Source organism: Archaeoglobaceae archaeon, from assembly GCA_038734275.1.
Lineage (GTDB): Archaea > Halobacteriota > Archaeoglobi > Archaeoglobales > Archaeoglobaceae > WYZ-LMO2.
This window is the reverse complement of sequence record JAVYOO010000009.1, coordinates 55844-79779: the sequence shown is the minus strand read 5'-3', so window position 1 is coordinate 79779 and position 23936 is coordinate 55844. Positions and strand designations below refer to the sequence as shown.

Sequence of the window (23936 nt, the reverse complement as noted above, 5' to 3'; positions counted from 1 at the left end):
CTAAGGCTGCGTCTGTTGCTGGCTTTACTGGGATGTAGTAGTCCGCATGAACTGCTGATGGGCTGTAGTCTGGGGCTATGACTGCTATTTCTGCCCCTCTGTAGCGGGATTCTGTGAGGAAGTGATACTTTTCCTGCCTCGAATAAGCAGGATTTACGTTCCATATCAGTATCAGATCAGAGTAAAAGAAGTCGTCCCAAGTTGATGCAAACTGGTATTTGCCAAACGTTTCGTAAAGTCCTGCGCTTAAATCTTGAATCACCGCAGACTCAAGATCAAAAGAGACACCGCCCAAAGCTGTAACGAGAGCGACAAATGGATCCTGAGAATACATTGGTCCACCTTCCCCTGGGGGTATCTCGTAGATTATAGACTGCGGATTGTAAGTAACTGCATCCAATAGCTTATCTGCAATTATTTCGTAAGCTTGTTCCCAAGTTAATGGAATCCATTTACCTGAACCCCGTGGAACTTGCATCATCGGCTGTTTTATCCTTTCTTCGCCATAAGTTGCAACCGCATAACTGCACTGCCTTGCACAGCCAGCAGGATTCCAGTCCGGAGTGTTTGGATCCACTACCGGATACTTGCCAGTTTGCTCCTCATAAACAAGTTTTCCGTCTTTTATGTAGCCAGTTATAGAACAATTACCCGGATAGCAGTCGTTTGGATGTGATACTCTCACGAATTTGTCAAAAATCGTTCTTTTACGATATTTTTCAAGCGTATTCTTCATTTTTTCACCTCCAAAACGAAAACTTCGTCTGGATGCTTATTAAACCCTCCAAAAAAGTCGTCTGGCCATCTGAAGCCGATAAGAATTCTCATAAGCTCTGAATCCATTCCTTTTCTCATCTTTTCTCTTTCTTCTTTGAGAGTTTTGAGAGCTCTTTCAACTTCTGGGCCGAATAGAGATTTTAGATAGTCTATGGGGATTCTTTCTTCGTTCGTAAGCCTTCCGTCTTTGTCGAACTTTGGCGATGAAAGAGGTGGGACATAGTAGACATTTGGTTCTGTGTTAAATTCTGGATGCAGGGGAAGGGCTACTTTCCACTTTTTGACGAGTTTGTAGACTGAAGAGTTTTTGTCTTCGAGGAAGCCAAAGTGGACTGCTCTTGCTGGGCAGGCTCTTGCACAGGCGGGAGCTACTCCTTTTTCAAGTCTTGGAAAGCAGGCAATGCATTTCTGAACGATATTGAGCTTCTTATTGTAGTTCGGTATCTTATAAGGGCATGCTGAAATGCATTTCTTACAGCCATTGCATTTCTCCTCATCTATCAGCACCATTCCGTTTTCCGCCTTGGTTATTGCTCCAACTTCACACACTGCCAGACATGCTGGCTTTGAACAATGGTTGCACAGCTTTGGAAGGTAAAAATGCCAGCTATTTGGCCATTCTCCTCCCCCAACATCCTCTTCCCAGTTGAATGTCCATTTAGGCTTTTTCTTTAGCAAAACCGGTTTGCCATCCACTATTTCAACCTTTCCCTCTTTGTTGACCCTCCAATCATATTCGACCCAATCATGCAGTTCTCCATCTTCTGGTATTTTTCCAAGTATTGGGTTACCCTTAGCATCAAATCCTCCACCCATTTTCTCCCATCCCTTCGGATAGCCCAATCCAGGCATTGTCAAAACGACACACCAGAATTGCTCCTTTTCTTCAGGAGACTGACTTAGCCAAAGAGTCCAGCAGTTCTCTACGCAAGTCGGACAGCCATTACACTTGTTCAGATCAAAAACCCACGCAATCTGTGGCAAGGACACCACCTACAATCAAAACAAATTTATAGTATTTTAAATTTATCGTGATTATTGAAGAATAATACACAAAGATCAGTAAGAATGAGCCTAAATATCTACAAATAAGACAAAAATCCAAAGATTCGAAAAGTCTACTTTATGACGATTTCAAAACCTTGTGGAAATACAGAATAATTAACTAAAACATTAAAATGTTTTTCAAGAAGATCTTTTATGACTTCACACAATAGAGTGTTAAAGTCTTTTTTCATCCTTGAAGAAGCGATCACATGAATTTCTTTCCCAACTCTTTGCACATCAACCGAAAGAGCTATGTTCATGGTCGGTAAAATTACCTTCATGAACTTTACGACTTCTTCCAAAGATATCTTATCTATCGATCGTTTGTAATACCACTCCAAAAGTATTCTTACTTCATTTTCCTCCATTATCTTCTTTAAATCTCCAGAAGCTCCAGCATCTAAAGTTCCACAACTAAGAAGGACCATTCCAATTTCTCTAACCATTTTTAGAATTAGAAAATCTCTCTCAGATGGTTCTTGACCTATGCTCTCAATAAAGGAATCGTATGTTTTAAGAGCGTTTTCAATCACTTTATTTAGACTCTCATATTTTGGAAGATATTTTTGAACGATTTTCTCATATATTTCTTTGTCAATAGTAGTCTGAATCCTAACCTTTTTCGACATCATATAACACCGTATAATTTTAAAACTATGCTAATTATAAACCTTGCGGATATCAGAAGAAACCAAGAATCAATAAGAAAAATTAGCAAAATTTTTAAACATAAATTATAACTATTAGACATGAATGCAGAAACTCTTGAATTTGCAATAAAATTGCACAGCCATTTAAGCCCTGGGCTTGCTCTTGGAATTAGAATGGCTGAAATAGCGTATAAAAATTTAGGGGTAAATCTAAGAGGAAAAGGACTGTTAAGCATTGCTGAAACTTCTCTATGCATTCCAGATGCTCTGCAAGTTTTGGTTGGGACAACTATGGGGAACAGAAATTTGATCGTCAAGGATTACGGTAAGCTTGCACTTTCAGTAGTTAGAACTGACACCATGGAAGGTTACAGAGTCAGTTTAAAGAGAGATGCGGTAAATAAATCCGAACTCATGAGGAAATTCCTTCTAAGAGAGAGTAAACTCTCCAAAGAAGATGAAAGAGAACTTGCCGAGGAATTCTTGTCACTCGAAGAGGGTTTTTTTGATGTGAGGAAAATAAAAATAAAAATAGCTTTCGAGAAGAAAAAAGAGAGTATTGTTGAATGTGAAAAATGTGGAGAACTCCAGCCACTCAACTACACAATTGAAAAAGACGGAAAGAGAATTTGCTTTATCTGCAATGGCGAAAGCTATTTTGAAGAGATTAAATATTAATTATTAAAATTTATTATTACTACTCAATCATATAAGTTTACCTCGACTTCCTCCCCTTCCTCAAGGTCTCTGTTAGCAATAACAAAGCCATCCGAAAGAGTGCTTCTCGACATAGAAGCTATTAAACTCGGTTCATAACCTTCTGAAAATGCAGTTGAAAAAATATTTCCCTTATAGCTTACCGGAATCGCAATACCATCTTCAAGCTTCACAAATAAGAAGTAGCTGAATCCATCCGAAGGAATTTTAACACCTGAAGCCAATTTAGCCTTAACCTTTGGATACGGCTTTTCTCCAACAAAAAAGACTCTGACTGAAAGCATTGCTATAAAAGCGCCCGCTGGTTTTCCGGGCAATGCAAAAACAGGCTTATCATTAACAATTGCTACCGTTAAAGGCTTTCCGGGTCTTTGCCTTACTTGGTTAATTAAAATTTCCCCAATTTCGCCTAAAACTTTTATAACGTAGTCCTTTTTGCCCAAACTTACTCCCCCACTTGTCATAACCACATCAAAATTCTCGGCCCCATATCTCAACACCTTCTCGACTTCTTCTTTATCGTCTCCAACAACTCCAAGAAATTCAACTTCACAACCCCATTTCTTTAGAAAGGCAATGATCATAGCAGAATTTGAATCTGGAATTATTCCTCTTTTTATTTCATCACCATTAGAAAAGACTCCAACTTTTAGCTTTTTGTAGACCTTCACTCTTTCATAACCCAAACTTGAGATAACCGCTATCTCTTGCGGATTCAGTTTTATTCCCTTCTTCAATATTAGCTCCCCTTTTTTAGCCTCGCTACCCGCCTTTAGGACGTATTTGCCTTTCTCAAGCTCTCCATCAATTTCGATCCTACCATTTTTTACTTTCGCTATCTCAACTTTGACAACTGTATCGGCATTTTTTGGTATTTTTGAGCCAGTTGCAACATAGAAACAATCATCATCGCCTATTTCATATTCGCCCATATCTCCGGAGTAAATCTCCCCTAAGATTCGATACTCTCTTTTGCCGAATTTGATCGCAAAACCATCCATTGTTGCCATATCGTAAGCAGGAACGTCTTTTTTTGCTATTATATCTTCAGCAAGTTCTCTACAAACTGCATCTCTCAAAGAAACTTCCTCTATATCCCTCCTGAAATAATATCTCTCTCTGAGTTCTAGCATCAATTTCCACGTATCGTCAATCGTTACCAATTTTTTCATACTAAATAATTTTCAAATGTTATTTTTAAATCTTATTCTAAAATAGGATTGCCTATAATTTTGCATTCACAGTCATGATTACAGATTACTACAGATTACCACATAGTAGCGAAATCTTTATAACTGAAAAACATGTGAGTTAATTCGATTTGTAACGAATAAGGGGGTGGTAAAATGGCAGTTGTTTTTCCATCGAAAGAGTGGATGGATGAGCTTTTGAAGAAGGTCAACAGCGATGAAACGTATAAGAAAGTTGCTGCAAACTGGGAAGGGGATTTTCTATGCACAGTTTTGCTTGACAACGAAGCTCTCAAAGAATTTCAGAACCCTGAGAAATTAGCAGGGTTCATTTCCATGCTTGCAACGATTCCAAAAGAGAAATGGGCCAATTTCAAAGGAAGGGCAGAAGAAAAGTTACTCAATAAGCTTGGAATAGAACTCGATCCCAAAAAGACGGATCTTTCAAAGCTCGATGCAAATGCTCTTGCCAGGAAGATGAGCGAAATAAAGCTTGAAGAAGTTCAAGGTGCTTCAATTAGCATATGGATGGATTTCTGGCATGGTCAACTCAGAAATCTGGAAGTAGTAACACCAGGGGAGAAGGCCAATGCTCGATTTAAACTAACTGGACCCTACTCAGTATACAAGCAGATGGTTGGAGGAAGGGCGGATGCAATAACCCTGATTGTGGGTGGCAAGATCAAACTACAAGGCGATATGGGCTACATGATGCGAAACATGGCAGCAGTTAAAAGATTTACAGAACTAATGGCATCAGTCCCAATAAAATAATTTTTTGGTGGTTTAATGAATTTCTTGGACTTAGAAGAGCTCACAGAAGAGGAAAAATTGCTGAGGAGTGAGGTGCATAGATTTGCAGAGGAAGTCATCAGACCAGCATCGATTGAATTGGACAGAATGCCTGCTGAAGAAAGAGTAAAACCCGGATCGCCATTCTACAAGGTAATGAAGCAAATGAAAAAGCTCGGATACCACAAGATCATGATCCCACCAGAGAAGGGTGGCATTGCCATGACTCCGCTCCAGCGATGCATAGTCTTCGAAGAGATAGCTTGGGGAAGTCTTGGTTTTGCCACTGCACTGGGAGTGGACATGATTCCTTTTACCACTGCAGCACTTTTTGGATCTGAACAAGCGTATCATGATCTCGTGGTTCCTTGGCTTGAAAGGGATGATCTTCACGGTTGCTGGGGCGTTACAGAGCCTGAGCATGGCAGTGACTATTTAATAATGCTAAGAGAAGAGAAAGAAGCAGTAGAGAAAATGGGAAAAGGCAATATCGTGGCTGAAAAGGATGGCGATGAATGGGTTATTTCTGGACAAAAGTCCGCATGGGTATCATCTGCCCCAGTGGCAACCCACTGCGGATTGCATGCGCAGGTTAAAGGAGAGAAAACCTTGGCTAATGGACTTTTCTGCATCGTTCCATTAAACCAGAAAGGAGTTAGAAAGGGGAAGCCTGTAGAAATGCTTGGGATGCGTGACGATCCACAGGGGGAACTATTCTTCGATTGTGCCCGAATTCCAGAACACTATGTAATTGTAGCCCCAGGCTTTTTCTATGGTGTTTTCTGCGATCAACTCCTATGCCTGACAAGCTGTGGAATGGGAGCTTTTTCAGTCGGACTCGCAAGGGCTGCATTTGAGGAGGCTTTGAAATACGCCAGACAGCGTGTGCAAGGAGGGGTGCCACTTGTTAAGCACAAAAATATAAAGCTCAAGCTATACGAGATGTTCGAAAAGGTCGAAACTGCGAGAACCTATGTAAGAAAGGCAACTGAATACACCCACAAAAGGATCTTAGAACTTGGAACAAATGATGCTTCGCCAAGACATGCAAGAATGGCACAGATCTACGCCAAAAAGATAGCTTTTGAAGTTGCAAACGATGCTTTGCAGATATTTGGGGCTTATGGGCTCAGCAAAGAGTTCATAATAGAGAAGTTCTTCAGAGATGCCCGAGCTTTGCAGATCGAAGACGGCACAGTAGAAGTTCTGAGCCTTGAAGCAAGCGAGGACATAATAGAGAACTACGAGAAAGACTACTATGATGTCTGCCATATAAATAGATTTTATTGTTAAATATGTTTTTTGTTTTAGCAAAAAGGAGGTGATGGCATGATAAAAGGTATACCGCTTGATGCCCCCCTATACGAAATTGATGAGGACAGGGGGATTGAGTATAGGAATTGTAAGGCTGTAACCGCGCTCTTTACCCTTAAAAACGATGTTGGAGATCTTATTCCGGAAGGTTTGAAGTCTCTCGGAAATGGAGGAGTATGGATTTCGCATTACGGATTTAGCACGGTGGGGATTTACAACGAATACATAAGCGTTGTGCAGGTTGAAGATGAAGTTGGCGACAGGGGATACTACATCCCTTACATATACGTAACGAACGATTCCGCTCTTGCTGCAGGGCGTGAAATCGCTGGAGCACCAAAGAAGCTTGCCAAGATTGAGCTAACACAAGAACTCGACATTGTGCAAGGAATTCTTGAGAGGCCTTCTGGAAAAAGGCTTGTGACTGTTACGATGAAGCCAAACATTAGGGCAAAGGAGTTGATCGACTACATTTTGCCAAAGCCAACTTATCTTTACTCTGTTAGGCATTTGCCACCAATAAAGGGTAAAGGTGGGGTTACTCAGCTGATAAAGTGGTATGCAGACATCGACTTCCACGTTGACCCCGCTGGAGAAAAAGTCATTTTCATGGGGCCAGTGAGCGTAACCTACGATTCCCCCTCTGTAATCGACCCGGTGCACAAGCTCGAGATAGGGACGATGCTTTCAGCAATATACTTCGAATTCGACATGAAACTGGGATTTGTGGACATCTTGCGAGAACTTAGGTGAGCAAAAAATGCTAAAGGGGAGTAGAGAGGGAGTTTCGATACCACTTGACGCAGGACTTTACGGTGCGTCACTTCAAGTTAAGGCAAAAGATGTGGTTACAGAATACATAAACTGCGAGGCTTTGATGGCTTTCTTCACCACAAGCGAAGAAGTCGAAGCTTTGCTACCTGAGGGGCTTAATCTTTACAGCAATCCACCAAATGCTGCAGTATTTATCACAAACTACCCATACTCAACCCTCGGCCCTTACTACGAGATGTTTTCTCTAATTCAAGTTGATTTCAACGGATCTCTGGGCTACTACATTCCATACATCTACGTAACAAACGATGCGGCGCTTGCAGCGGGTAGAGAAGTCGTTGGTGCTCCAAAGAAACTTGCCAACATAGCTATAATCAAAGAGAACGACATGATTCTTGGCTTCCTTGAGCGTCCAAAGGGTAAAAGGCTTTTAAGCATAACTGTAAAACCCGAACAGAGAGTTGCAGAAGAGTTCATAGATTCATTTTTGCAGAGAAGACTTGAACTCTACTCCCTTCGTTTACTGCCACCAATCGAAGGTGGCGATGGGGTTGCACAGCTCGTTAAATGGATCTCTTACATGGACATCCACACAGATGCGGAGGAAAAGGTAACCTTTGACAATGTTAAGCTCGGAAGAAAAAGGATCTGGGGTGGAAATGCAACTGTTACATACGATTCTCCATCAATATCTGATCCCGTGCACAAAATACCAGTCAAGGATCTGCTACTCGGAGCTTATTTGCAATTTGACATGGCTTTAAAGCCCGAAAAGGTGGTGAAAGAGTGGAGACTGTAGCGATTGCTGGCGCGGGAACGATGGGCTCAGCTATTTCTGCGCTTTTTGCAAACGCTGGCTACAACGTTGTGCTCTATGACATAAGTAAGGAAGCGCTTGAGAGGGCGAAGAAGAGAAATGGCAAAGAGCATTTGCTCGAGCTTGAAAAAGCAGGGCTTAAAAAAGTTGATAGATTGGATAACATCGTTTACACTACAGATATATCAAAGCTAAAGGGTTGCGATTTCCTGCTTGAGACAATAAAAGAAGATCTCAACACAAAAATAGAATTTTTCAAGAAAATCGCGAGTATTTGCAGAGATACGCTTTTTGCGACAAACACTTCTTCTTATATGCCTTCTGAGATTTCTAAAGGAGCTAAGGTTAACGTTTTTCTTTTTCATTTTTCCAATCCACCTATAGAGATGCCTCTTGTCGAAATTTCTGGAGAAGGAGATGTGAGCAAAGTAGTTGAATATGCACAAAGAATTGGCAAAAAGCCGATAGTGTTAAAAAAGCAGTGTAGAGGTGCTGTGTTAAACAGAATGCTCTGCGCTCTTGGAGTGGCTTTGGGCTATTCCCTTAAACTGGCAAGTCCTTATGAAATCGATGCGTCGGTGAAGATGTTTGGAATGAAACATGGTGTCTTTGAAATATTCGACAAAATTGGGCTCGATGTTTCGCTTGATGTTCTTAAAAGCCTTGAAGAGGCTTATCCAAGGTTTTCTTCAGAATTTATAAAAGAGACACTTGCTCAGTTCGTTAAAGCGGGAAAATTAGGCAAGAAGAGTGGAGAAGGGTTTTACAAATGGGTAGGCGAAGAGCCGATTGCTGAGAAGGTCGAAAACTATGCTGATGTGACGATTTTGCTTGCAGTCATAGTAAACGAGGCTTTCAGGATAATCGAAGACGGTATAGCAGATAAAGCCACGATAAATGAGGTCTGGAAACTGGCTACGCTTTCTCCGGGAATTTTCGATCTTGCTGAGATCTTAGGATACGATAATCTTCTAAATGCTCTGAATAGGGCTTTTGAAGAGACTGAGATGGAAGTTTTCAGACCTGCAAAGGCTTTTGCTTCATTGAAGTTCTAAAATTTCTTTTAGCTTTTGAAGTTTTTACGCAAAACACTTATAACCAAAAAGCTGAGAATTTTTAAAGCCGGGGTTGCCGAGTCCGGCTAAGGCGGTAGACTCGAGATCTACTGGGCTTTGCCCTCGTGGGTTCAAATCCCACCCCCGGCGTATTTAGCTCCAAGATTTTTTTATAAAATTCAAAGCTCAAAGCTTTTGAAGACCTTAACGTAATTGGAGGCGATGCTTTCAAGCTTTTTGTCATCTGTTACGAGTTCAAAACCGTTTTTCATAGCGATAAAAACGTAAGAAGCGTCGTAAAATGTGAGACTGTTTTTACATGCAAATTCTAAGACTTCCTTTTCTAAACCCCTTACTGAAAAGATCTCCATTGCCCCCATTGCTTTTCCAATGATTTCAGCAAACTCTATAGCTGTGTTCTCATCGATTTTCTTAAGCAAATTTACCTCTTTCCACAAAGCATTCAGTGTTTCGTAGATCGCAAGATCAAGAGTTGCGCCATTCAGAAAAGCTCTTACTTTTCCCCTTTTTGCGAGATTCACGATTCCGCTCGCATCGAATAGCCTCATCTTTCTCTTTCCTCCCTGATCAATCTCACAATCTCCTCATCCTCTATTTCTTTCAGAGCTGAACTGAGCTTCTTCGCTTTCTCTTCTATTTCTTCAAGAATTCTTTTTTTCACTTCTTCTTCCAGAGCTTTTCTGATAACTGGCCCAGGTTTTATGTTGTATTTTGTGAGCTTTTCTTTCAGGCTTTTCGGAATTTTCGCTGAGACCGTAACATATTCCATGTCATCCCATTTTAAGTAAACTTATATAAAGTTTACTCATCAAAGCAAAATCTGGTTTTGGAAAAACAATCTTTTCAGATTCAGGGCACTACGAAAAATTCGTGTATTGTGCTGAAATTCCTGTTGCGAATTTTGTTCTTTAGGTTAAATTTTTATGGTCTCCACATTACCTATATCATTCCTTGAGCTTGAACATCGTTATCGACTACTTTTCGGTCAAATGACTGGAATTGTTTTGAAAGTGCTATAATTCCATTTTTCACTTCTAATAATGTATTAGGAGCTCGAGATTACATAGACGTCCCCGTTTCTAAATTAACGCTACACCCATTTCTGTCCGGATTCTTTAAACTATGCCTTCTATAAGGCTTCTACTCAAACTCTTGATTTGGCTTTACTTCACTCTCCAAAGACAAATGAAAAAATTAGTTCTGAATTGGCAGATCACACAGCAATTATTTTCTATCATCCAAAAATTAGCATCAAACACAATACAACTCCCGCAAACAAAGAAGCCAAAAGCGCTGCAAGAAGGGTTCCAGTAATTATCCCGACCAAGATATTGGAAAAGAAACTTTCTGCAAATTTTCTGTCAAAAGCTTCGAAAATCCCAAGAGCAACAAATGGGATAAAGAAGAAGGTAAAAGCTACCTTAAAAACCATAAATGCGGATTCAAGTGCTTTTAGGGCGTCCATTTACCACCCCAAAACATAATATTGATAATTAAAATTTAAGTGTTTCGACACGTGAGCCCCCCTTTGTTTCCTGTGGAACTGTGTTTTACGGATTTCGATGGGTTTTCTATCATTGTAGTCGTTTTTATTTGGCTATTTTTTCTAAGGAATGGCTATAAATTCAAGACTGAGTATTTAGGCTTTTTAGATCAAATCTTTTAATTCAAAAATTCGCAAAAGGGCGAGAGCTTTTCTTACCTTCGAATAGAGAGTTTTCGAAGACTGCAAAGCAAGAGAGTTTTGAATTGATTGCCAATTTTGATTCTGGCTCTTAATCCGATTCTTCTGATTGATCTTCTCATTTTCCGTTTATACTAACTGATTTGGGCTTTTAGAGCTCTTTTCGGACTTTAAAAAGTCGTTTTTTGTGTAGAATTCCAAACCTTTTGACTCTGGGACAATTATCCCTCTACTATTTCTCTTTCAAGCTCTAACCTAATGTGGATTTTTGAACTTCAATGGAAAAGCGATAAATTACACGGCTCTTTTCAAAAAGGCAGAATAATTTTTGCTTAAAGGGTTTTTAGAGTTCCACTCCTAACCATAGGTCTCCAGAATAAAATATTCTAAAATTTCAGTCAACTTTTGGAGCAAATTCAATGCGCAGATATGGTCTCGTCGCAGTATTTAAGTTCTCCTTGGAATTGAACGTAATTCTTGTAGCCTGATTTTCGTTGCTTGACTTTATGCACCATCCGTAGTTTACGGTTCCGTCAGCGAATAGCTGAACGTCTGTTGTTACATTCCAAGCTAAGTTGTTGGAGTTACGCTGTAGGTTGGATCGTTATCAAATGTTTGCTAAAAAAAGAATTTCAATATAGTTGGTGCTTAAATTCCATGGACTTTGGCCAGAAGGACAGTTTATTTTATCGAGATTATTAGAACAAACAATAGACACCAAGATTTGTTGATTAACAAAGTCATTTGCATTTAGCTGAACCTCCAACTCACCACCACCAAGTCCCTGTCCCCTCGCATTCTCAAGATTGTTGTTAAGGTATATCAACGCATAGACAGGCCCTGCTTTATCTTTACAATTGCCATTCCATATAAGTATGGGAGAAACACTCGAATTAATGGTATATGGCAATGTGAAAGTAAAGTTTTGCCATGCACAATTTTGTGTAGAGTTTGCCCAAATAGATTGACCGTCAATCCATCCTACAAAAGAGTTGTTGTAACTGCTGCACACAGGCGAACAAGATATACCCGACAGAGTTGCCCCCCTCACTTTTGAGAGACTACCTGCAGGCGGGCATGTAGGACATGGTGTGGGAGTGGGACAGGGAGGACACTCTCCATTAGCTGGACACTCTTCGCAGAAAGGGACAGATGTATTGACCTCTACTATGAAATCTTGTGCTTCTATTCCACTTGTTGTAAAAGATACTGTACATGTAACTGTTTCATTTGGATTGTCGGTGGTTACGTTTGCATTAAAGTAATACCAAACCTCACCTCGTTCGTTTGTAACGGTCTGATATGGGTTGGAATTACAAATTCCGTTGCTTGAAGACACAAATATCATTACGGGATAATTTTTGATAGGATTTCCAAACCTATCTACAAGCTTAGCACCAAGCATTACTGTGGAATATTGATAAACACTAAATTGAGTATCTGTAAGTGGAATGAATTTATCTGGAGTTACTCCAAAATCTTGAGAGATTTCTCCACTAATAACAGCGTAGGCTTCAAAAACAGAAATCGAAAGCGTGATGTTTTTGAGATTTTCAAGGCTAACAACGTTTCCAGTTCTGCTAACCTTTACTTCCGAATTGTTCCTATAAACATCACTGAGCTTAGAATTCCACCACTCAGCGGTTTTTTCGTCAAAGCATTCAAGGCTAATATTTCCGCTGAAAAGATTTCTGCCTCCAACAGAGACTGGAATAAAGATTAGGTTTGCACTCTCAGTTGTTGCAAAGCTGTTAAAGTTCGCCTTTATGATGTATAGCGAAATCGAGTTGTTGCTGAAAGAGATCTGGTCGGATTCCTTTAAAACAAAAGAATCCTCAAGCCTTAAAACTGCTGAGTGCTCGTAGATCAGCTTTGAACGCGAAGAATAGAAGTAATTGGGCTCGACAATAATAGCGGAAGTCGTATTTTCCAATCTGAATTCTCGCCTCTCTCCACCAACCGAAACGTTTCCCTCAACTCTTATTCCCAAATCCTTTGTGGAAATCGTGGTCGAAGCCTTTGGTGGAGAGACGAGAACGTAATAATTCGGGTAATCTACACCTGCCTTTAAAACTACCTTTGCCGGATTTCCTGTTGAAGCTGAGAGCGAAATAACTTCGCTAACATCAGCAACCCCGTACTTCAACTCGCTGAGATGTTTTGCCTCAACCGCCTTATTCCACTGCGGAACTGCTGTTGATTGTAGAATGCCGATTAGCCCCATCACTATTGCCATCAACAGTATGAATCCGATCAGTGGCGAGACCGCTTTGCTGTTCACCGGTTTCATATTGCTCACAATGATTATAATCTCCACGTATTTAACTCTATTGGTGTATGTTCTAATTAAGAAAACGGTCTTCTTGACTTTTAAAAGTCTCTGAGAGATTTTAAAGCTATTATGCCATGTCACAAGCTCAGGGGTGTCATTAGTCAGCTAAATCTTTAGAAGTGGAAAGATTTATCTTGAACGAAAAATAGAGAATTCATGGATCCTAAAATGGTTCTGAAGGGGATGCTTGAAAAAGCCTACAGAATTGAAGCGGGATTCGAAAGTGAAGCTAATTTTAAAGCTTTTGTTGAGATCATGGACGAAGAACAAAAGAGAGTCCTTTTCCAGCTAATGTCGGATTCTGAGAAGCATAAACTGATGCTTGAAGAGATTGCAAAAAGTCTCGGAATTGAGATTGAGAAAAAGGTTGAAGAGTTCAAATTTTCAGATAAGAGGTTTTTCAATGAGATATACAAACTTGAAACGAGTGCAAAGGTTTTGTATGAGCAAATGATTCAGAAATTCAGTAATCTTCTCGGTGGGGAAATTGAAAAACTTAGGGAGCTTGTAAAAGATGAAGAGAGGCATGCAAAACTCGCTGAGAAATTTGTGGACAAGACTATGAGAATCCTATGATGCTTATTATTCTGGCTATATAAAGATAGGAGAAAGATTTATTAATACCTTCGAAGCAAGATTATAAAACGGCGGCGGGGTGGATGAGATGATTTCGGAAAAAATTGAATTAGATAAAATACTGCCCATGATAAGAAGAGAAATAGAGACATCCGAGGTGGCGAAAAAAATTTCAGAGCTCGATTCAAAGCTTGTTGAGCTTAGAAAGGCAGTCGAGGGTATTGTAATTGAGCTTACATACATTAAAAGTGAGCTAAAGGAATTGAGGGAGAATAGTAAGGATAGAAAATCGGTTCAAACTCAGCTAAAAGATGAGAAAACATCTGAAAAGTTAGAAAAACAGACAAGGCAAGAAGAAATAAAGGTCGATACATTCAAGAGAGAAAAAATTGGAGAGAAGGAGAATGAGAATTCAAAGAAATCTCAGATACTGGAAGACGAGAAGGATTTAATAATCTGCGACTGAAATGCAGATTGCGAAGATAACCCTAAAGAACTTTAAATCCTTTAGCAAAAAGGTAGAGATCCCACTATATCCCGGATTTACAGTAATAACAGGGCCCAATGGCAGTGGAAAATCAAATATTATAGATTCTATTCTTTTTTGTTTAGGTCTTTCTACATCTACCAAGCAACTAAGGGCTGAAAGACTTTCTGATCTTGTATCCGAGGGTAAAAGAGAGGCCGAAGTTTCTATAGTTCTTGGGGATGATAGCAAAAAATATGAGATAACGAGAAGAGTCAAAATAACTGACAGGGGTCATTACAGCTATTACTACTTGGACGGTAAGCCCGCAAGCTGGACAGATGTGCAAAATTTGCTTTCACAGCTCGGTATTTACAGTGATGCTTATAACATTGTTATGCAGGGTGATGTTACAAGAATAGTTGAAATGTCTCCAGTGCAGAGAAGAAAAATAATAGAAGATATTGCGGGAATCTCGGAATTCGACGAAAGAAAAGAAAGGGCTCTTGAGGAACTTGATAGAGTTAGAGAAAACATTGAAAAAATCGAAGCTGTTATTGCAGAAGTCGAATCTATGCTTTCAAATCTTGAAAAAGACAGAAATGAAGCTCTCCGCTACAAAGAGTTAATGCTCAGGAAGGCGGAAATCGAGAAACAGATTAAAGCTCATGAGTTTCTCTCTCTCAAATCTACCAAAGAAAAAATTGAAAAGGAAATCGAAAAACTTGAGAAAGAAAAAGATAGACTTTCATATCTTATTCCCGATATCTCGAAGAAAATTTTTGAGACCAATGAAAAGCTTAAAGAAGTGGCAGATTCAATTTCAAAGTTTGGAGATGAAAAGCTAAGTGAGATTCAAACTGAAATTCTTAAAATTACATCTGAAATGGATTCAATAAAGAAGGCCGAAAAGATCTATTTGGAAGAAATTTCAAGAATAGAGGAGGATGAGTTAAAGAAGAAGGGAGAAGTTTTAAAATTAAGAGATGAAATAGAAAAAGTTGGAAAAGAGCTTGAAGAAGAGGTCCTGAAGAGAGTTAGTCTCGGCGAAATAGTTGGCGATCTTGAAAGTAAGCTAAATTCACTAAGACAGGCTCTTGAAAGTGCGGACAAAAGTTATCAGGAGCTTAAAAATAAACTGATTGATAAAAGAGAAGAACTCGAAAAACTAAAAGAAGAAAGAAATAGATTAATTTCCGAAAGAGATAAACTTCTGGAGATTGTTAGAAGGATTGAGATTGAAATTGAGGATGCAAGAGCTGAAAAAGAGAGTTTATCCAAAAAGCTTGAGGATGATAAGAAAAAGCTGGAGTCTCTATCAATAGAATTGCTGAAAAAAGAGCAAGAACAGAGAAATTTAAATTCCGAATTTTTAGATTTTGATAAAAAGCTATTTTCTCTCCGTTCAAAACTTTCAGATGTCGAAGAAGAATCAAAGCGTTGCGAAGTAGAGCTTGCGAAAATCAAAGCCAAAATATCTACTCTGCAGAGCTATTCAAAGCCTGTTGAGACAATTCTAAATGCTAAAGATAAACGAGAGCTAGTGGGAATCTTTGGAACGGTATCTCAACTTGGAGAAGTTGATGAAAAATTTACTTCAGCTATAGAATCTGCAATTGGTGGGGCTCTGCAATTTATTGTGGTTGAAACTGAAGATGATGCAGTTGAAGCCATAAAATATCTCAAAATGCTTCAAGCAGGGAGGGCTAGTTTCATTCCACTGAGAAAGATAAAGGATTATAAAGTCGAATTTGATCGGAGCGTATTGAGCGAGAGGGGCGTAATAGACTTTGCAGTTAACCTGATTAAATGCGATAAGAAATTTCTACCAGTTTTCAAGTTCCTGCTCCGTGATACAGTAGTTGTTGACACGATTGAGAGTGCTAGGAGATTGATGGATAAAAATTTGAGAATAGTCACTCTTGATGGAGATCTCGTAGAAAAGAGTGGTTTGATTTCTGGAGGAAGCAGAGAGAGAAAGGGCCTTCTAATTTCAAAGGAGTTGTTAGAAAAAGATAGAGAGCTTACAGACAGAATATACGAACTGCAGCAACAGAAAGAGAAGATAACAGCAGAACTCGTTAAAGTTGAGGAAAGCAGAAAAAATCTGAAAATAAAGCTTGATGAAATCAATGCAAGAGTTCAGGAGATTAGGGGAGAGGTTAGAGTTCTGGAGGAAAGACTAAAGAGTTACAATAGTCAGATTAGTGAAATTGATAAAAGAATTGACCAAAGAAATACGGAAAAGTCACAGCACATCGAAGAATTGAGAAGAGTTAACAATAACATCTCAGAAATCGAAAAGAAAATAAAAGAGCTCGAGGCTTTAATAAGAGATTTAGAAAGCAAATTGAAAGAAAGTAAAATACCCGAGATACTTTCAGAGCTTGAGAAAGTTAAAGACGAGCTCTCACGAAACAGAGAAATTCTTATATCGGTTGAGAAAAAGATCGAAAATTACGAGTTTCAGAAATCTCAGCTCGATAAAAATCTAAATTCTATAAATTTGGAGCTTGAGCAATTGCTCAAAAGAAAAATTGAGCTTAAAAGCAAAATTGAAGAAAATAAAAAGAGATATGAAGAAATCACACAGAGGCTTAAAGAACTGCGTGACGAGGAGAAGGGTTTAGGTGAAAAGGTTAGAGAACTCAGGGAATATAGAGACACTCTACTTTCAGAACTCAGAAAACTTGAAGAAGAGAAAAACAAGGCTGATTTTGATTTAAAGAGATGCGAGGATAGACTTTTGAATCTTAATGAGAAGCTATCAGTAATTTTGGGAGATCTTAAAAAATTTGAGGGTTTTGAGTTACCAGAGGTTCTGAGAGACTTACAAGAGTTGATTAGGGAACTCTCTGAGGTTAATAGTCTACTTGCAAATTTTGGAGAAGTGAATCTCAAAGCAATACAGGATTACGAAAACGTCAAAGCAAGAAGAGACGAATTGGTTCAGAAAAAGGGAATTTTAGAAAAAGAAAGAGCTGAGATAATCGATAGAATTGAGAAGTATGAGAAGAGAAAACGAGAGGTATTTTTTGAAGTTTTTAATGCGATTAACAAGAACTTCGGACAGATTTTAGCAGAACTCGCAGATGGTGAGGGTGAGTTATTTCTCGATAGCGAAGACGTATTTAATAGCGGACTCCACATGCGAGTCAGACTTAAAAATAAGCCAATGCAGAGGCTTGAAGCGTTAAGTGGGGGAGAGAAAAGTCTTGTGGCGTTATCATTGATATTGGCAATTCAGATGTTCAAACCTGCACCTTTTTATGCTTTTGATGAAGTTGATATGTTTCTCGATGGTGTAAATGTCGAAAGAGTTGCGAAGATGATAAAGAAACGCTCTAAGTCTGCTCAGTTCATAGTTGTCTCTTTAAGAAAGCCGATGGTTGAATCTGCAGATGCGGTTGTGGGTATAACATTAGGAGGTGACAACTCATCGATCGTAACGGGTATAAAGCTGAATTCGGAGATCCAATCGAAATACTAATAGACATGGCAAGAAAAGGGGAAATAGACCCTTGGAATATAGATGTAATTGATGTTACCGATAAATTTCTAAAAAGACTTGAAGAAGCTAAAAAGCTTGATTTAAGAATTTCCGGAAGGGTTTTACTTTATGCGGCAATTCTTGTAAGAATGAAAGCAGACGCTATTGCCCCTCAGCCACCACCTGCAGAAGATGAAAGTGATGTTGAAATAATAGAGTGGGAGGAATTCGATGCTGATGAAATAGATGAAATCAAACTTGAAGACTTACTGAGAGCACAGAGGAGGAGAATAAGAAAAATAAACACATTAAAAGATTTAATTGAGGAGCTGAGGAAAGCGGAAGCTATTGAAAAGAGGCGGAAAAAAAGAAAAGGTAAGGATTTTATAGATATAGACTTGGTAACTTCAATTCCACATGATGAAAGTATGGAGGGTAAAATTCGACAGGTTGAGGAAAACCTTTTGAAATTGTTGCAGAAAAAAGAATTCGTAACTCTTTTCTCCATTGCAAGTAATAGGGAGGACTTGGTGGAGTATTATATTTCCCTTCTCCATCTTGTTCTAAGAAAAAAGTTTCAAATCTTTCAAAAAGAAATTTATGGTGATATAGAAATCCGATTGTTTGGAGAAAATAATCTTCATCAAAGCTAATTTTTTATAAAGCGGTGCCTTAGAAGTTTGCAGACTCAAAAACTCAAATAAAACAAAACTTGGAGGGAAATTTATGGAGATGGCATAAATTAAGTTCTATGGCTGTTAGATACATTTACTCTATTTTTCTTTTCTTTAAAAAGCTTATTTTCTTGCAGTCTGATCTTTAATACTAATTCAACCATTTCCACAGGAAACAAAGGGGGGCTTGTTTTAAGATAAAAGTTTATGCTTATAGAGAAAATTTTTTAAACAAGAAAAATTTGGAATGAACTATGGGAGAAGTTGTACATGTAGTAGCAGTCACTTCAGAAAGCGCAACAATTTTGGAGAGTATAAAATCAGTCGGTTATCCAATTCATAAGGCCTATATTGTTTACAGAGAAAAGGAAGCATTAAATGCCGTTGAAAACGTTAATCGAGCTTTAAGCTCTCTTGTTGAGTCGAAAATACTAAACTTCGAAGGTAAAAGAGTATATCAGATTGTTTGGGAAATTCTTAGTGTTATCAGGCAGGAGATCGAAAGTGGGAACTCGGTTCTTTTTAACGTTTCAGACGCGGATAAATTGCTATGTATGGCCTTTCTTATCTCAGCGCAAATCTCGAACAGCAAGATATACTCGGCTTGGGAGAACTCTACAAAGTTTCTGCAAACACCCCCTCTCAAAAAATTTAATGGGGATAGAATTAAAATTTTAAAAGTGCTTGCAAATGAGGGAGGGTCAGTAGATTCTATAAATAGACTGATAGAACTCGTAGACGGAAAAATCGAGGAACAAAAGAAGTATATGGCCCAAAGAGCAAGAATGAGTTACCATTTGAACGAATTGGAGGAGGACGGGTTAGTTACAACGGAAAGAAAGGGAAAACATCTCAAGATTGCGATAACGGATCTTGGCAAAGCTTATGTAGTAATGTTTGGTTAAGCAAGTATGCTTACGGTTCTTCTGGTTGCAGATTCCTGTGAGTGGCACAAGTATAAGGAGCTTGAAGAATGCTTGATTAATGAATACTATGTTGAATATGCCGATAAATTAAGCTCAGAGGTTACAGAATTAAGCAAGCTTGAATTCTCATATGATATCATTTTCTACCTCAAAATGCCCGAAACGAACGAAATTTCCGCGATATCAAGACTCCTAAAGAGTAAAATCTTTATTTTTCATGTCAGAGAGAATGGCTTCTCACCTATACAGCTCAAAAATGGGCTTCTACCAGTTGCGGACAGAATTTTGCTTAAAGCAAGTGCGATGAGGGGAAAGCTTGAATATTTCCGTGGGGTAGATGAAATTTTAGCCCTAAATGCTTACCATATAGAACCAAAAGACGCCTGCGAAGTAGTTCTTAACGGGAATAAGGATTCAAAAGCTATGCTTGGAGACATTGTTTTTAGAGCGGGTAAGAATGTGATTCTGGGAGTAAAAAAGAACAACATTGTGGTCTTCTCAGCAGACATTTTTTCCAACGATTGTTTAAGGAGTGCCCAAAACTGCAGGTTCATAAAAAATCTGCTCTCCGAAATGCTTACGGGAGTGGAATTTTACTGATGATTTTGCGAAATATTTAAAATTGGCAATTAACATTAGTCAATATGTCAGCTCCGCTGGAAGGTGTGAGAGTTATAGACACCTCTCAATTCATCTCAGGGCCCCTTTGTGCAACCCTTTTGGCAGAGATGGGTGCTGAAGTAATCAAGGTGGAACCCAAAATTGGAGACACTTTAAGAGTTTGGACTTCACTTATTCATCCAGAACTTGAAGCCCTTTTTTGTGCTTTGAACAAAAACAAAAAGAGTTTAACCTTAAATCTCAGAGATAAAGAGGGTGTGGAAATTTTCAAAAGGCTTGCTTCAAAATCTGACATATTGGTGGAGAATCTCGGCCCAGGGACTATGAATGAATTTGGACTCGGTTATGAGAAGCTGAGAGAACTGAATCCAAGACTAATTTATGTCAGCATATCGGGATTTGGTAGAACTGGCCCTATAGAGAAAGAACTGCTTTTGATCTAATAGCACAGGGTGCGGGGGGAACAGCCAAGCTTGTTGAGAGAGTCGGGAATAAACCAAAGATGTTCATTGGCGACATAGTTTCCGGCGTTTATGCCGCACTTGGGGCGATGTTCGCTCTTTATTGGCGCGAGAAAACTGGAATGGGGCAGTTAGTTGACGTCTCAATGCAGGACGTCGTTTTCTCGATCAACTTGGCCGGTATTGTAGAGACTGCATTAGGAGAAAAAGCGAAAGAAATAGGTTTAAGTATCACGAAATACCCTCCCGGGATAAAATTGCCTCTCTATGGCATTTATCCAGCCCAAGATGGGGAAGTTGCGATATGTGCTTTAACAGATGCACAGGCAAAAAGATTGTTTAGGGCAATGGGGATGGAGGAGCTTGTCAGCGAGGGTAAATTCTCTACTTTTATCTCAAGATTTGAAAATGATGAGGAACTAAATAAAGTCGTTAGTAACTGGACTTCAAAAATGAAAAGAGACGAAATTGTTCGACTACTTGCTAATGCAAAAGTTCCATGTGGACCAATTTACGATGTTTCAGAACTCAGAAATGATGAACAGCTGAAGGCAAGGGGGATGCTTGTTGAGGTGGAGTATAAGGGCATGAAATTCCAGATACCTGGAGTTTGTGTGAAACTTTCAGAATCACCCGGCTCAGTTAAGCCTGCTCCAGAGTTGGGAAAACACAATATCGAAATACTGTCTTCTCTTGGATATAGCGAAGACGAGATCAGGAATTTCGAGAGAAAAGGTGTGATTTGAAATTCCAATTGCAAGTAAAAATTAGATAAAAAGCTCCTGTGAACAGCATCCGAATTTTTAAGTCTATACTTATATAATTAAAAAATATAAAATTACTTGCTCAGCCACGGAATTAACTTTCTCATCTCTTTTCCAACAACTTCTATCGGATGATTTGCCTCCATTTCGAGAAGCTTGTTGTAAACGGGTCTTCCGGCCATATTCTCAAGGATCCACTCTCTCGCAAACTCACCACTCTGTATCTCCCTCAAAATCTTACGCATCTCTTCCTTAACAGCACTTGTGAATATCCTTTTTCCTCGCGTCATCCCCCCGTATTTTGCAGTTTCGCTAACTGCTTTCCACATATTGAAAATGCCACCCTCGTAAATCAGATCGACTATCAGCTTAAGTTCGTGCAAGACTTCAAAGTAGGCAACTTCTGGCTGATAGCCTGCTTCAACAAGAACCTCAAAAGAATTCTTTATCATCTCAGCAACTCCACCGCATAGATCGACCTGCTCACCAAATAGATCGGTCTCAGTCTCCTCTTTGAAAGTTGTTTCTATAACTCCAGTCCTTGTCGCTCCAATGCCCTTTGCATACGCTAAGGCAATTTGCAAGGCCTTTCCGCTTGCATTCTGGTGAACCGCAAGAAGTGCCGGCACACCTTTGCCTTCAACAAACATCCTCCTAACCAAAGGTCCCGGGCCTTTAGGAGCAACCATTATTACATCAACGTTGCTCGGTGGAACGATCTGGTTGTAATGGATGTTGAAACCGTGGGCAAATAAGATCGCACAGCCAGGTTTTAGTTTTCCATGAACAAATTTTCTGTAAACTTCTGGCTGAACCATATCCGGAATGAGCATCGCAATCAAGTCTCCGTCTATTTCTTCGAGTTTTATTGCCTTAACGCCATCTTTTTCAGCTCTCTTCCAGCTCTCTTTGTCCCATTCTGGCAAAGCGGTTACAACATCAAGCCCGCTATCACGCAAATTTAGAGCATGTGCATGCCCCTGGCTCCCGTAACCAACAATGCAAATCCTCTTACCCTTTAAGGGTTCTAAACTTGCATCCCTATCACTGTAAATTCGAGCCATACTATCACCGAGCACTTGATGTCGATAAGCCTCATATTTTTTTTGCTGAGATTTTGAATCCATAAGCACCCTTGCTTAACTCAACATCGAAATTCATTTTTTAAGTCTTTCTGCTATATCCTCACATTTTTCAAACGCTCTCCAACTGTTGTATACTTTACTGGCATAATCTGGAGAAATAAGCCTGCTAAAAATTATCTTCCAGAGTTTTTTAATAATCTCCGGCGCATCCCTGTCTAAATCTATAATGAAGATAAAACCCCCTCTTTTTAAAACTCTGTAAGCTTCTTTCAGTGCACATTCAACACTTAACTCATGTAAGGAGAAGCAGAAAATTGCCACGTCAAACACTTCATTTCTGAAGGGCAAACACTCGGCCTTACATCTGATTCCACCAGACATTATGCACATTTCTGAAGATAAGTCAATACAAATTATCTCAGCTTCCGGAAACAGATTCTTTAATTCTTCTGAAAGAATTCCTGGGCCGGCACCAATGTCGATTATTCTCTCAGCATCTTTCACCGAGTTTTTGATCTCTAATCCGAGAAGATAATAAAACCACCTGTTGTTTATAGTCCACAGGTGGTACCGCTCTGCAATTGTATCCCACATAGCCAAATCATTAATTTTTTAAAGATAATTTTTTCTGTAGTAGAAAAACGATATAAAACTCTAATTATTTTATAAGTTTTTTAAATCTTCCGATAGAGTTAAATTCACACAAAGCTTAGCAGAAGGGGATGAAAAGCGAAAGTGGAGAGAGACTCATAATAAAAAGAACGGGCTATCCTTCAGTGGGAGAGATTGTGGTGGGAACTGTTACAAGAGTTTTAGATTTTGGTGCTTTCGTTTCCTTAGACGAGTATGAGAATAAAGAGGGAATGGTTCATATAAGTGAAGTTGCATCGGGCTGGATAAAAGACATAAGAGAGCACGTTAAGAAGGGGCAAAAAGTGGTTTGCAAAGTTCTCAGCGTGAATCCGAAAAGAGGCCACATAGATCTATCAATTAAAGATGTCAATGAAAGGCAAAAAAGGGAGAAACTTCAACAATGGAAGAACGAAATGGCCGCATTCAAATGGCTTGAGTTAGCGAATGAGAAAGTAAAGCTAAGCAATGAAGAACTTGTAAAGCTTGGAAGAAAATTGTTAAAGGAATACGATTCCATTTATTCTGCTTTTGAAGAGGCAGCCTATGAGGGTTATGAAGTTCTCGTTAAGATTGTCGGAGAGGAATTCGCAAAGGCGATGGCTGAAATTGCGCGTGAGAACATAAAACCAAAAAGAGTTAAAGTCAGGGGAGTTTTCGAGGTCAAATTTTTCCAGCCAGATGGTGTTGAAAGGATCAAAAAATTGTTCTCAGAAATCAAGCCCACAGATAATGTCAAGGTTGAAATCTTCTACATCGGTGCACCCAAGTATAGGATTGTCGTGGAAGCAGAAGATTATAAGCTTGCAGAGAACTCCCTAAAGAAAATCGTGGACACTGTGTTGAAGAATGCCAAGAAGCTTGGAGGAGAAGCTAACTTTGCAAGAGAGGCCGTATGAAAGCTCTCATGAGAAAATGCTCAAAGTGTGGTAATTACACATTGAAGAATAGATGTCCAAAGTGTGGAGGAGAGACAAGAATGCCAATTCCACCGAGATTCTCCCCGGAGGATCCTTATGGGAAGTATAGAAGGATGTTGAGAAAGGAGAAAGGATTCTTTTTGAGAGGGTGAT

At 39.3% G+C, this 23936-nt stretch carries 26 protein-coding genes and 1 tRNA gene; 17 read left to right on the top strand and 10 right to left on the bottom strand.

Annotated features, from left to right (window positions below):
* The 3 genes from QXI54_08870 to QXI54_08860 form a co-directional block, all read right to left on the bottom strand.
* The coding region (locus QXI54_08870; GenBank protein ID MEM0303263.1) for a molybdopterin-dependent oxidoreductase at positions 1-736 on the bottom strand (736 nt) is incomplete at its 3' end.
* Complete coding sequence (locus QXI54_08865) at positions 733-1770, bottom strand: 4Fe-4S dicluster domain-containing protein (protein ID MEM0303262.1); 1038 nt, start codon at positions 1768-1770, stop codon at positions 733-735. The genes QXI54_08865 and QXI54_08870, both read right to left, overlap by 4 nt.
* A gap of 125 nt (positions 1771-1895) precedes the next feature.
* Positions 1896-2453 (bottom strand): hypothetical protein, encoded by a 558-nt coding sequence (locus QXI54_08860; GenBank protein ID MEM0303261.1) that lies wholly within the window; start codon positions 2451-2453, stop codon positions 1896-1898.
* Between the two features lie 120 nt (positions 2454-2573).
* On the opposite strand from QXI54_08860, the gene QXI54_08855 reads away from it, so the two are divergent.
* A complete protein-coding gene (locus tag QXI54_08855) occupies positions 2574-3152 on the top strand; it encodes an FmdE family protein (protein MEM0303260.1) in 579 nt (192 codons plus the stop codon).
* Between the two features lie 23 nt (positions 3153-3175).
* Here the strand turns inward: QXI54_08855 and QXI54_08850 are convergent, their stop codons facing one another.
* The gene (locus QXI54_08850; protein ID MEM0303259.1) at positions 3176-4363 is read right to left on the bottom strand and encodes a molybdopterin molybdotransferase MoeA; all 1188 of its coding nucleotides are present in this window, start codon (positions 4361-4363) and stop codon (positions 3176-3178) included.
* A 174-nt stretch (positions 4364-4537) separates the two neighbouring features.
* Here QXI54_08850 and QXI54_08845 point away from each other — a divergent pair, with 174 nt between their 5' ends.
* The 6 genes from QXI54_08845 to QXI54_08820 all read left to right on the top strand — a co-directional run bounded on the left by QXI54_08845 (position 4538) and on the right by QXI54_08820 (position 9283).
* Positions 4538-5155, top strand: a complete 618-nt coding sequence (locus tag QXI54_08845) for an SCP2 sterol-binding domain-containing protein (protein ID MEM0303258.1) — start codon at positions 4538-4540, stop codon at positions 5153-5155.
* Between the two features lie 15 nt (positions 5156-5170).
* The gene (locus QXI54_08840) at positions 5171-6466 is read left to right on the top strand and encodes an acyl-CoA dehydrogenase family protein (GenBank protein MEM0303257.1); all 1296 of its coding nucleotides are present in this window, start codon (positions 5171-5173) and stop codon (positions 6464-6466) included.
* A 36-nt stretch (positions 6467-6502) separates the two neighbouring features.
* The gene (locus QXI54_08835; GenBank protein ID MEM0303256.1) at positions 6503-7240 is read left to right on the top strand and encodes an acetoacetate decarboxylase family protein; all 738 of its coding nucleotides are present in this window, start codon (positions 6503-6505) and stop codon (positions 7238-7240) included.
* Between the two features lie 7 nt (positions 7241-7247).
* Complete coding sequence (locus QXI54_08830) at positions 7248-8060, top strand: acetoacetate decarboxylase family protein (protein MEM0303255.1); 813 nt, start codon at positions 7248-7250, stop codon at positions 8058-8060.
* Positions 8048-9133, top strand: coding sequence for a 3-hydroxyacyl-CoA dehydrogenase NAD-binding domain-containing protein (locus tag QXI54_08825; protein MEM0303254.1), 1086 nt, complete (start codon positions 8048-8050; stop codon positions 9131-9133). Before QXI54_08830 ends, QXI54_08825 begins: the two co-directional genes overlap by 13 nt.
* A gap of 66 nt (positions 9134-9199) precedes the next feature.
* A tRNA-Ser gene (locus tag QXI54_08820) sits at positions 9200-9283 on the top strand.
* Positions 9284-9312: 29 nt separating this feature from the next.
* Here QXI54_08820 and QXI54_08815 read toward each other — a convergent pair.
* From QXI54_08815 to QXI54_08800, 4 genes are all read right to left on the bottom strand, one after another.
* Positions 9313-9702, bottom strand: coding sequence for a type II toxin-antitoxin system VapC family toxin (locus tag QXI54_08815; protein MEM0303253.1), 390 nt, complete (start codon positions 9700-9702; stop codon positions 9313-9315).
* A complete protein-coding gene (locus QXI54_08810; GenBank protein ID MEM0303252.1) occupies positions 9699-9923 on the bottom strand; it encodes a hypothetical protein in 225 nt (74 codons plus the stop codon). Before QXI54_08810 ends, QXI54_08815 begins: the two co-directional genes overlap by 4 nt.
* Before the next feature lie 465 nt (positions 9924-10388).
* Positions 10389-10619: a hypothetical protein gene (locus QXI54_08805; GenBank protein ID MEM0303251.1), complete on the bottom strand. Its 231-nt coding sequence runs from the start codon at positions 10617-10619 to the stop codon at positions 10389-10391.
* Positions 10620-11445: 826 nt separating this feature from the next.
* The gene (locus QXI54_08800) at positions 11446-13155 is read right to left on the bottom strand and encodes a hypothetical protein (protein ID MEM0303250.1); all 1710 of its coding nucleotides are present in this window, start codon (positions 13153-13155) and stop codon (positions 11446-11448) included.
* Between the two features lie 171 nt (positions 13156-13326).
* On the opposite strand from QXI54_08800, the gene QXI54_08795 reads away from it, so the two are divergent.
* The 8 genes from QXI54_08795 to QXI54_08760 all read left to right on the top strand — a co-directional run bounded on the left by QXI54_08795 (position 13327) and on the right by QXI54_08760 (position 21130).
* Positions 13327-13746, top strand: a complete 420-nt coding sequence (locus tag QXI54_08795; protein ID MEM0303249.1) for a hypothetical protein — start codon at positions 13327-13329, stop codon at positions 13744-13746.
* A gap of 88 nt (positions 13747-13834) precedes the next feature.
* On the top strand, positions 13835-14212 hold the full coding sequence (locus tag QXI54_08790) for a hypothetical protein (GenBank protein ID MEM0303248.1): 378 nt from the start codon (positions 13835-13837) through the stop codon (positions 14210-14212).
* A 1-nt stretch (position 14213) separates the two neighbouring features.
* A complete protein-coding gene (smc, locus tag QXI54_08785) occupies positions 14214-17702 on the top strand; it encodes a chromosome segregation protein SMC (protein ID MEM0303247.1) in 3489 nt (1162 codons plus the stop codon).
* 5 nt (positions 17703-17707) lie between these two features.
* A complete protein-coding gene (locus tag QXI54_08780) occupies positions 17708-18355 on the top strand; it encodes a ScpA family protein (GenBank protein ID MEM0303246.1) in 648 nt (215 codons plus the stop codon).
* Positions 18356-18630: 275 nt separating this feature from the next.
* Positions 18631-19281 carry a DUF6293 family protein gene (locus QXI54_08775; GenBank protein MEM0303245.1) on the top strand — a complete coding sequence of 217 codons (651 nt, stop codon included), beginning with the start codon at positions 18631-18633 and terminating at the stop codon, positions 19279-19281.
* A 6-nt stretch (positions 19282-19287) separates the two neighbouring features.
* Positions 19288-19902, top strand: coding sequence for a hypothetical protein (locus QXI54_08770; GenBank protein ID MEM0303244.1), 615 nt, complete (start codon positions 19288-19290; stop codon positions 19900-19902).
* Positions 19903-19946: 44 nt separating this feature from the next.
* Complete coding sequence (locus QXI54_08765; GenBank protein ID MEM0303243.1) at positions 19947-20366, top strand: CoA transferase; 420 nt, start codon at positions 19947-19949, stop codon at positions 20364-20366.
* Positions 20366-21130: a CaiB/BaiF CoA-transferase family protein gene (locus tag QXI54_08760; GenBank protein MEM0303242.1), complete on the top strand. Its 765-nt coding sequence runs from the start codon at positions 20366-20368 to the stop codon at positions 21128-21130. Before QXI54_08765 ends, QXI54_08760 begins: the two co-directional genes overlap by 1 nt.
* A 92-nt stretch (positions 21131-21222) precedes the next feature.
* Here QXI54_08760 and ilvC read toward each other — a convergent pair whose 3' ends face one another.
* Both ilvC and QXI54_08750 read right to left on the bottom strand, forming a co-directional pair.
* Positions 21223-22227: a ketol-acid reductoisomerase gene (gene ilvC / locus QXI54_08755; GenBank protein ID MEM0303241.1), complete on the bottom strand. Its 1005-nt coding sequence runs from the start codon at positions 22225-22227 to the stop codon at positions 21223-21225.
* Between the two features lie 78 nt (positions 22228-22305).
* Entirely contained in the window at positions 22306-22827 is a 522-nt protein-coding gene (locus QXI54_08750) for a methyltransferase domain-containing protein (protein MEM0303240.1), read from the bottom strand.
* A 128-nt stretch (positions 22828-22955) separates the two neighbouring features.
* Between QXI54_08750 and QXI54_08745 the strand changes: the two genes are divergently transcribed.
* Positions 22956-23762 (top strand): translation initiation factor IF-2 subunit alpha, encoded by an 807-nt coding sequence (locus QXI54_08745; protein MEM0303239.1) that lies wholly within the window; start codon positions 22956-22958, stop codon positions 23760-23762.
* Positions 23759-23935 (top strand): RNA-protein complex protein Nop10, encoded by a 177-nt coding sequence (locus QXI54_08740; GenBank protein ID MEM0303238.1) that lies wholly within the window; start codon positions 23759-23761, stop codon positions 23933-23935. Before QXI54_08745 ends, QXI54_08740 begins: the two co-directional genes overlap by 4 nt.
* The last annotated feature ends 1 nt before the right edge of the window (position 23936 follow it).

What these genes read in the sequence shown, in the direction of transcription:
- QXI54_08860 (MEM0303261.1), bottom strand. Translation starts at nt 2,453, where the DNA reads ATGTCGAAAAAGGTTAGGATTCAGACTACTATTGACAAAGAAATATAT.
- QXI54_08855 (MEM0303260.1), top strand. Translation starts at nt 2,574, where the DNA reads ATGAATGCAGAAACTCTTGAATTTGCAATAAAATTGCACAGCCATTTA.
- QXI54_08850 (MEM0303259.1), bottom strand. Translation starts at nt 4,363, where the DNA reads ATGAAAAAATTGGTAACGATTGACGATACGTGGAAATTGATGCTAGAA.
- QXI54_08845 (MEM0303258.1), top strand. Translation starts at nt 4,538, where the DNA reads ATGGCAGTTGTTTTTCCATCGAAAGAGTGGATGGATGAGCTTTTGAAG.
- QXI54_08840 (MEM0303257.1), top strand. Translation starts at nt 5,171, where the DNA reads ATGAATTTCTTGGACTTAGAAGAGCTCACAGAAGAGGAAAAATTGCTG.
- QXI54_08835 (MEM0303256.1), top strand. Translation starts at nt 6,503, where the DNA reads ATGATAAAAGGTATACCGCTTGATGCCCCCCTATACGAAATTGATGAG.
- QXI54_08830 (MEM0303255.1), top strand. Translation starts at nt 7,248, where the DNA reads ATGCTAAAGGGGAGTAGAGAGGGAGTTTCGATACCACTTGACGCAGGA.
- QXI54_08815 (MEM0303253.1), bottom strand. Translation starts at nt 9,702, where the DNA reads ATGAGGCTATTCGATGCGAGCGGAATCGTGAATCTCGCAAAAAGGGGA.
- QXI54_08810 (MEM0303252.1), bottom strand. Translation starts at nt 9,923, where the DNA reads ATGGAATATGTTACGGTCTCAGCGAAAATTCCGAAAAGCCTGAAAGAA.
- QXI54_08805 (MEM0303251.1), bottom strand. Translation starts at nt 10,619, where the DNA reads ATGGACGCCCTAAAAGCACTTGAATCCGCATTTATGGTTTTTAAGGTA.
- QXI54_08795 (MEM0303249.1), top strand. Translation starts at nt 13,327, where the DNA reads ATGGATCCTAAAATGGTTCTGAAGGGGATGCTTGAAAAAGCCTACAGA.
- QXI54_08790 (MEM0303248.1), top strand. Translation starts at nt 13,835, where the DNA reads ATGATTTCGGAAAAAATTGAATTAGATAAAATACTGCCCATGATAAGA.
- smc (MEM0303247.1), top strand. Translation starts at nt 14,214, where the DNA reads ATGCAGATTGCGAAGATAACCCTAAAGAACTTTAAATCCTTTAGCAAA.
- QXI54_08780 (MEM0303246.1), top strand. Translation starts at nt 17,708, where the DNA reads ATGGCAAGAAAAGGGGAAATAGACCCTTGGAATATAGATGTAATTGAT.
- QXI54_08775 (MEM0303245.1), top strand. Translation starts at nt 18,631, where the DNA reads ATGGGAGAAGTTGTACATGTAGTAGCAGTCACTTCAGAAAGCGCAACA.
- QXI54_08770 (MEM0303244.1), top strand. Translation starts at nt 19,288, where the DNA reads ATGCTTACGGTTCTTCTGGTTGCAGATTCCTGTGAGTGGCACAAGTAT.
- QXI54_08765 (MEM0303243.1), top strand. Translation starts at nt 19,947, where the DNA reads ATGTCAGCTCCGCTGGAAGGTGTGAGAGTTATAGACACCTCTCAATTC.
- QXI54_08750 (MEM0303240.1), bottom strand. Translation starts at nt 22,827, where the DNA reads ATGTGGGATACAATTGCAGAGCGGTACCACCTGTGGACTATAAACAAC.
- QXI54_08745 (MEM0303239.1), top strand. Translation starts at nt 22,956, where the DNA reads ATGAAAAGCGAAAGTGGAGAGAGACTCATAATAAAAAGAACGGGCTAT.
- QXI54_08740 (MEM0303238.1), top strand. Translation starts at nt 23,759, where the DNA reads ATGAAAGCTCTCATGAGAAAATGCTCAAAGTGTGGTAATTACACATTG.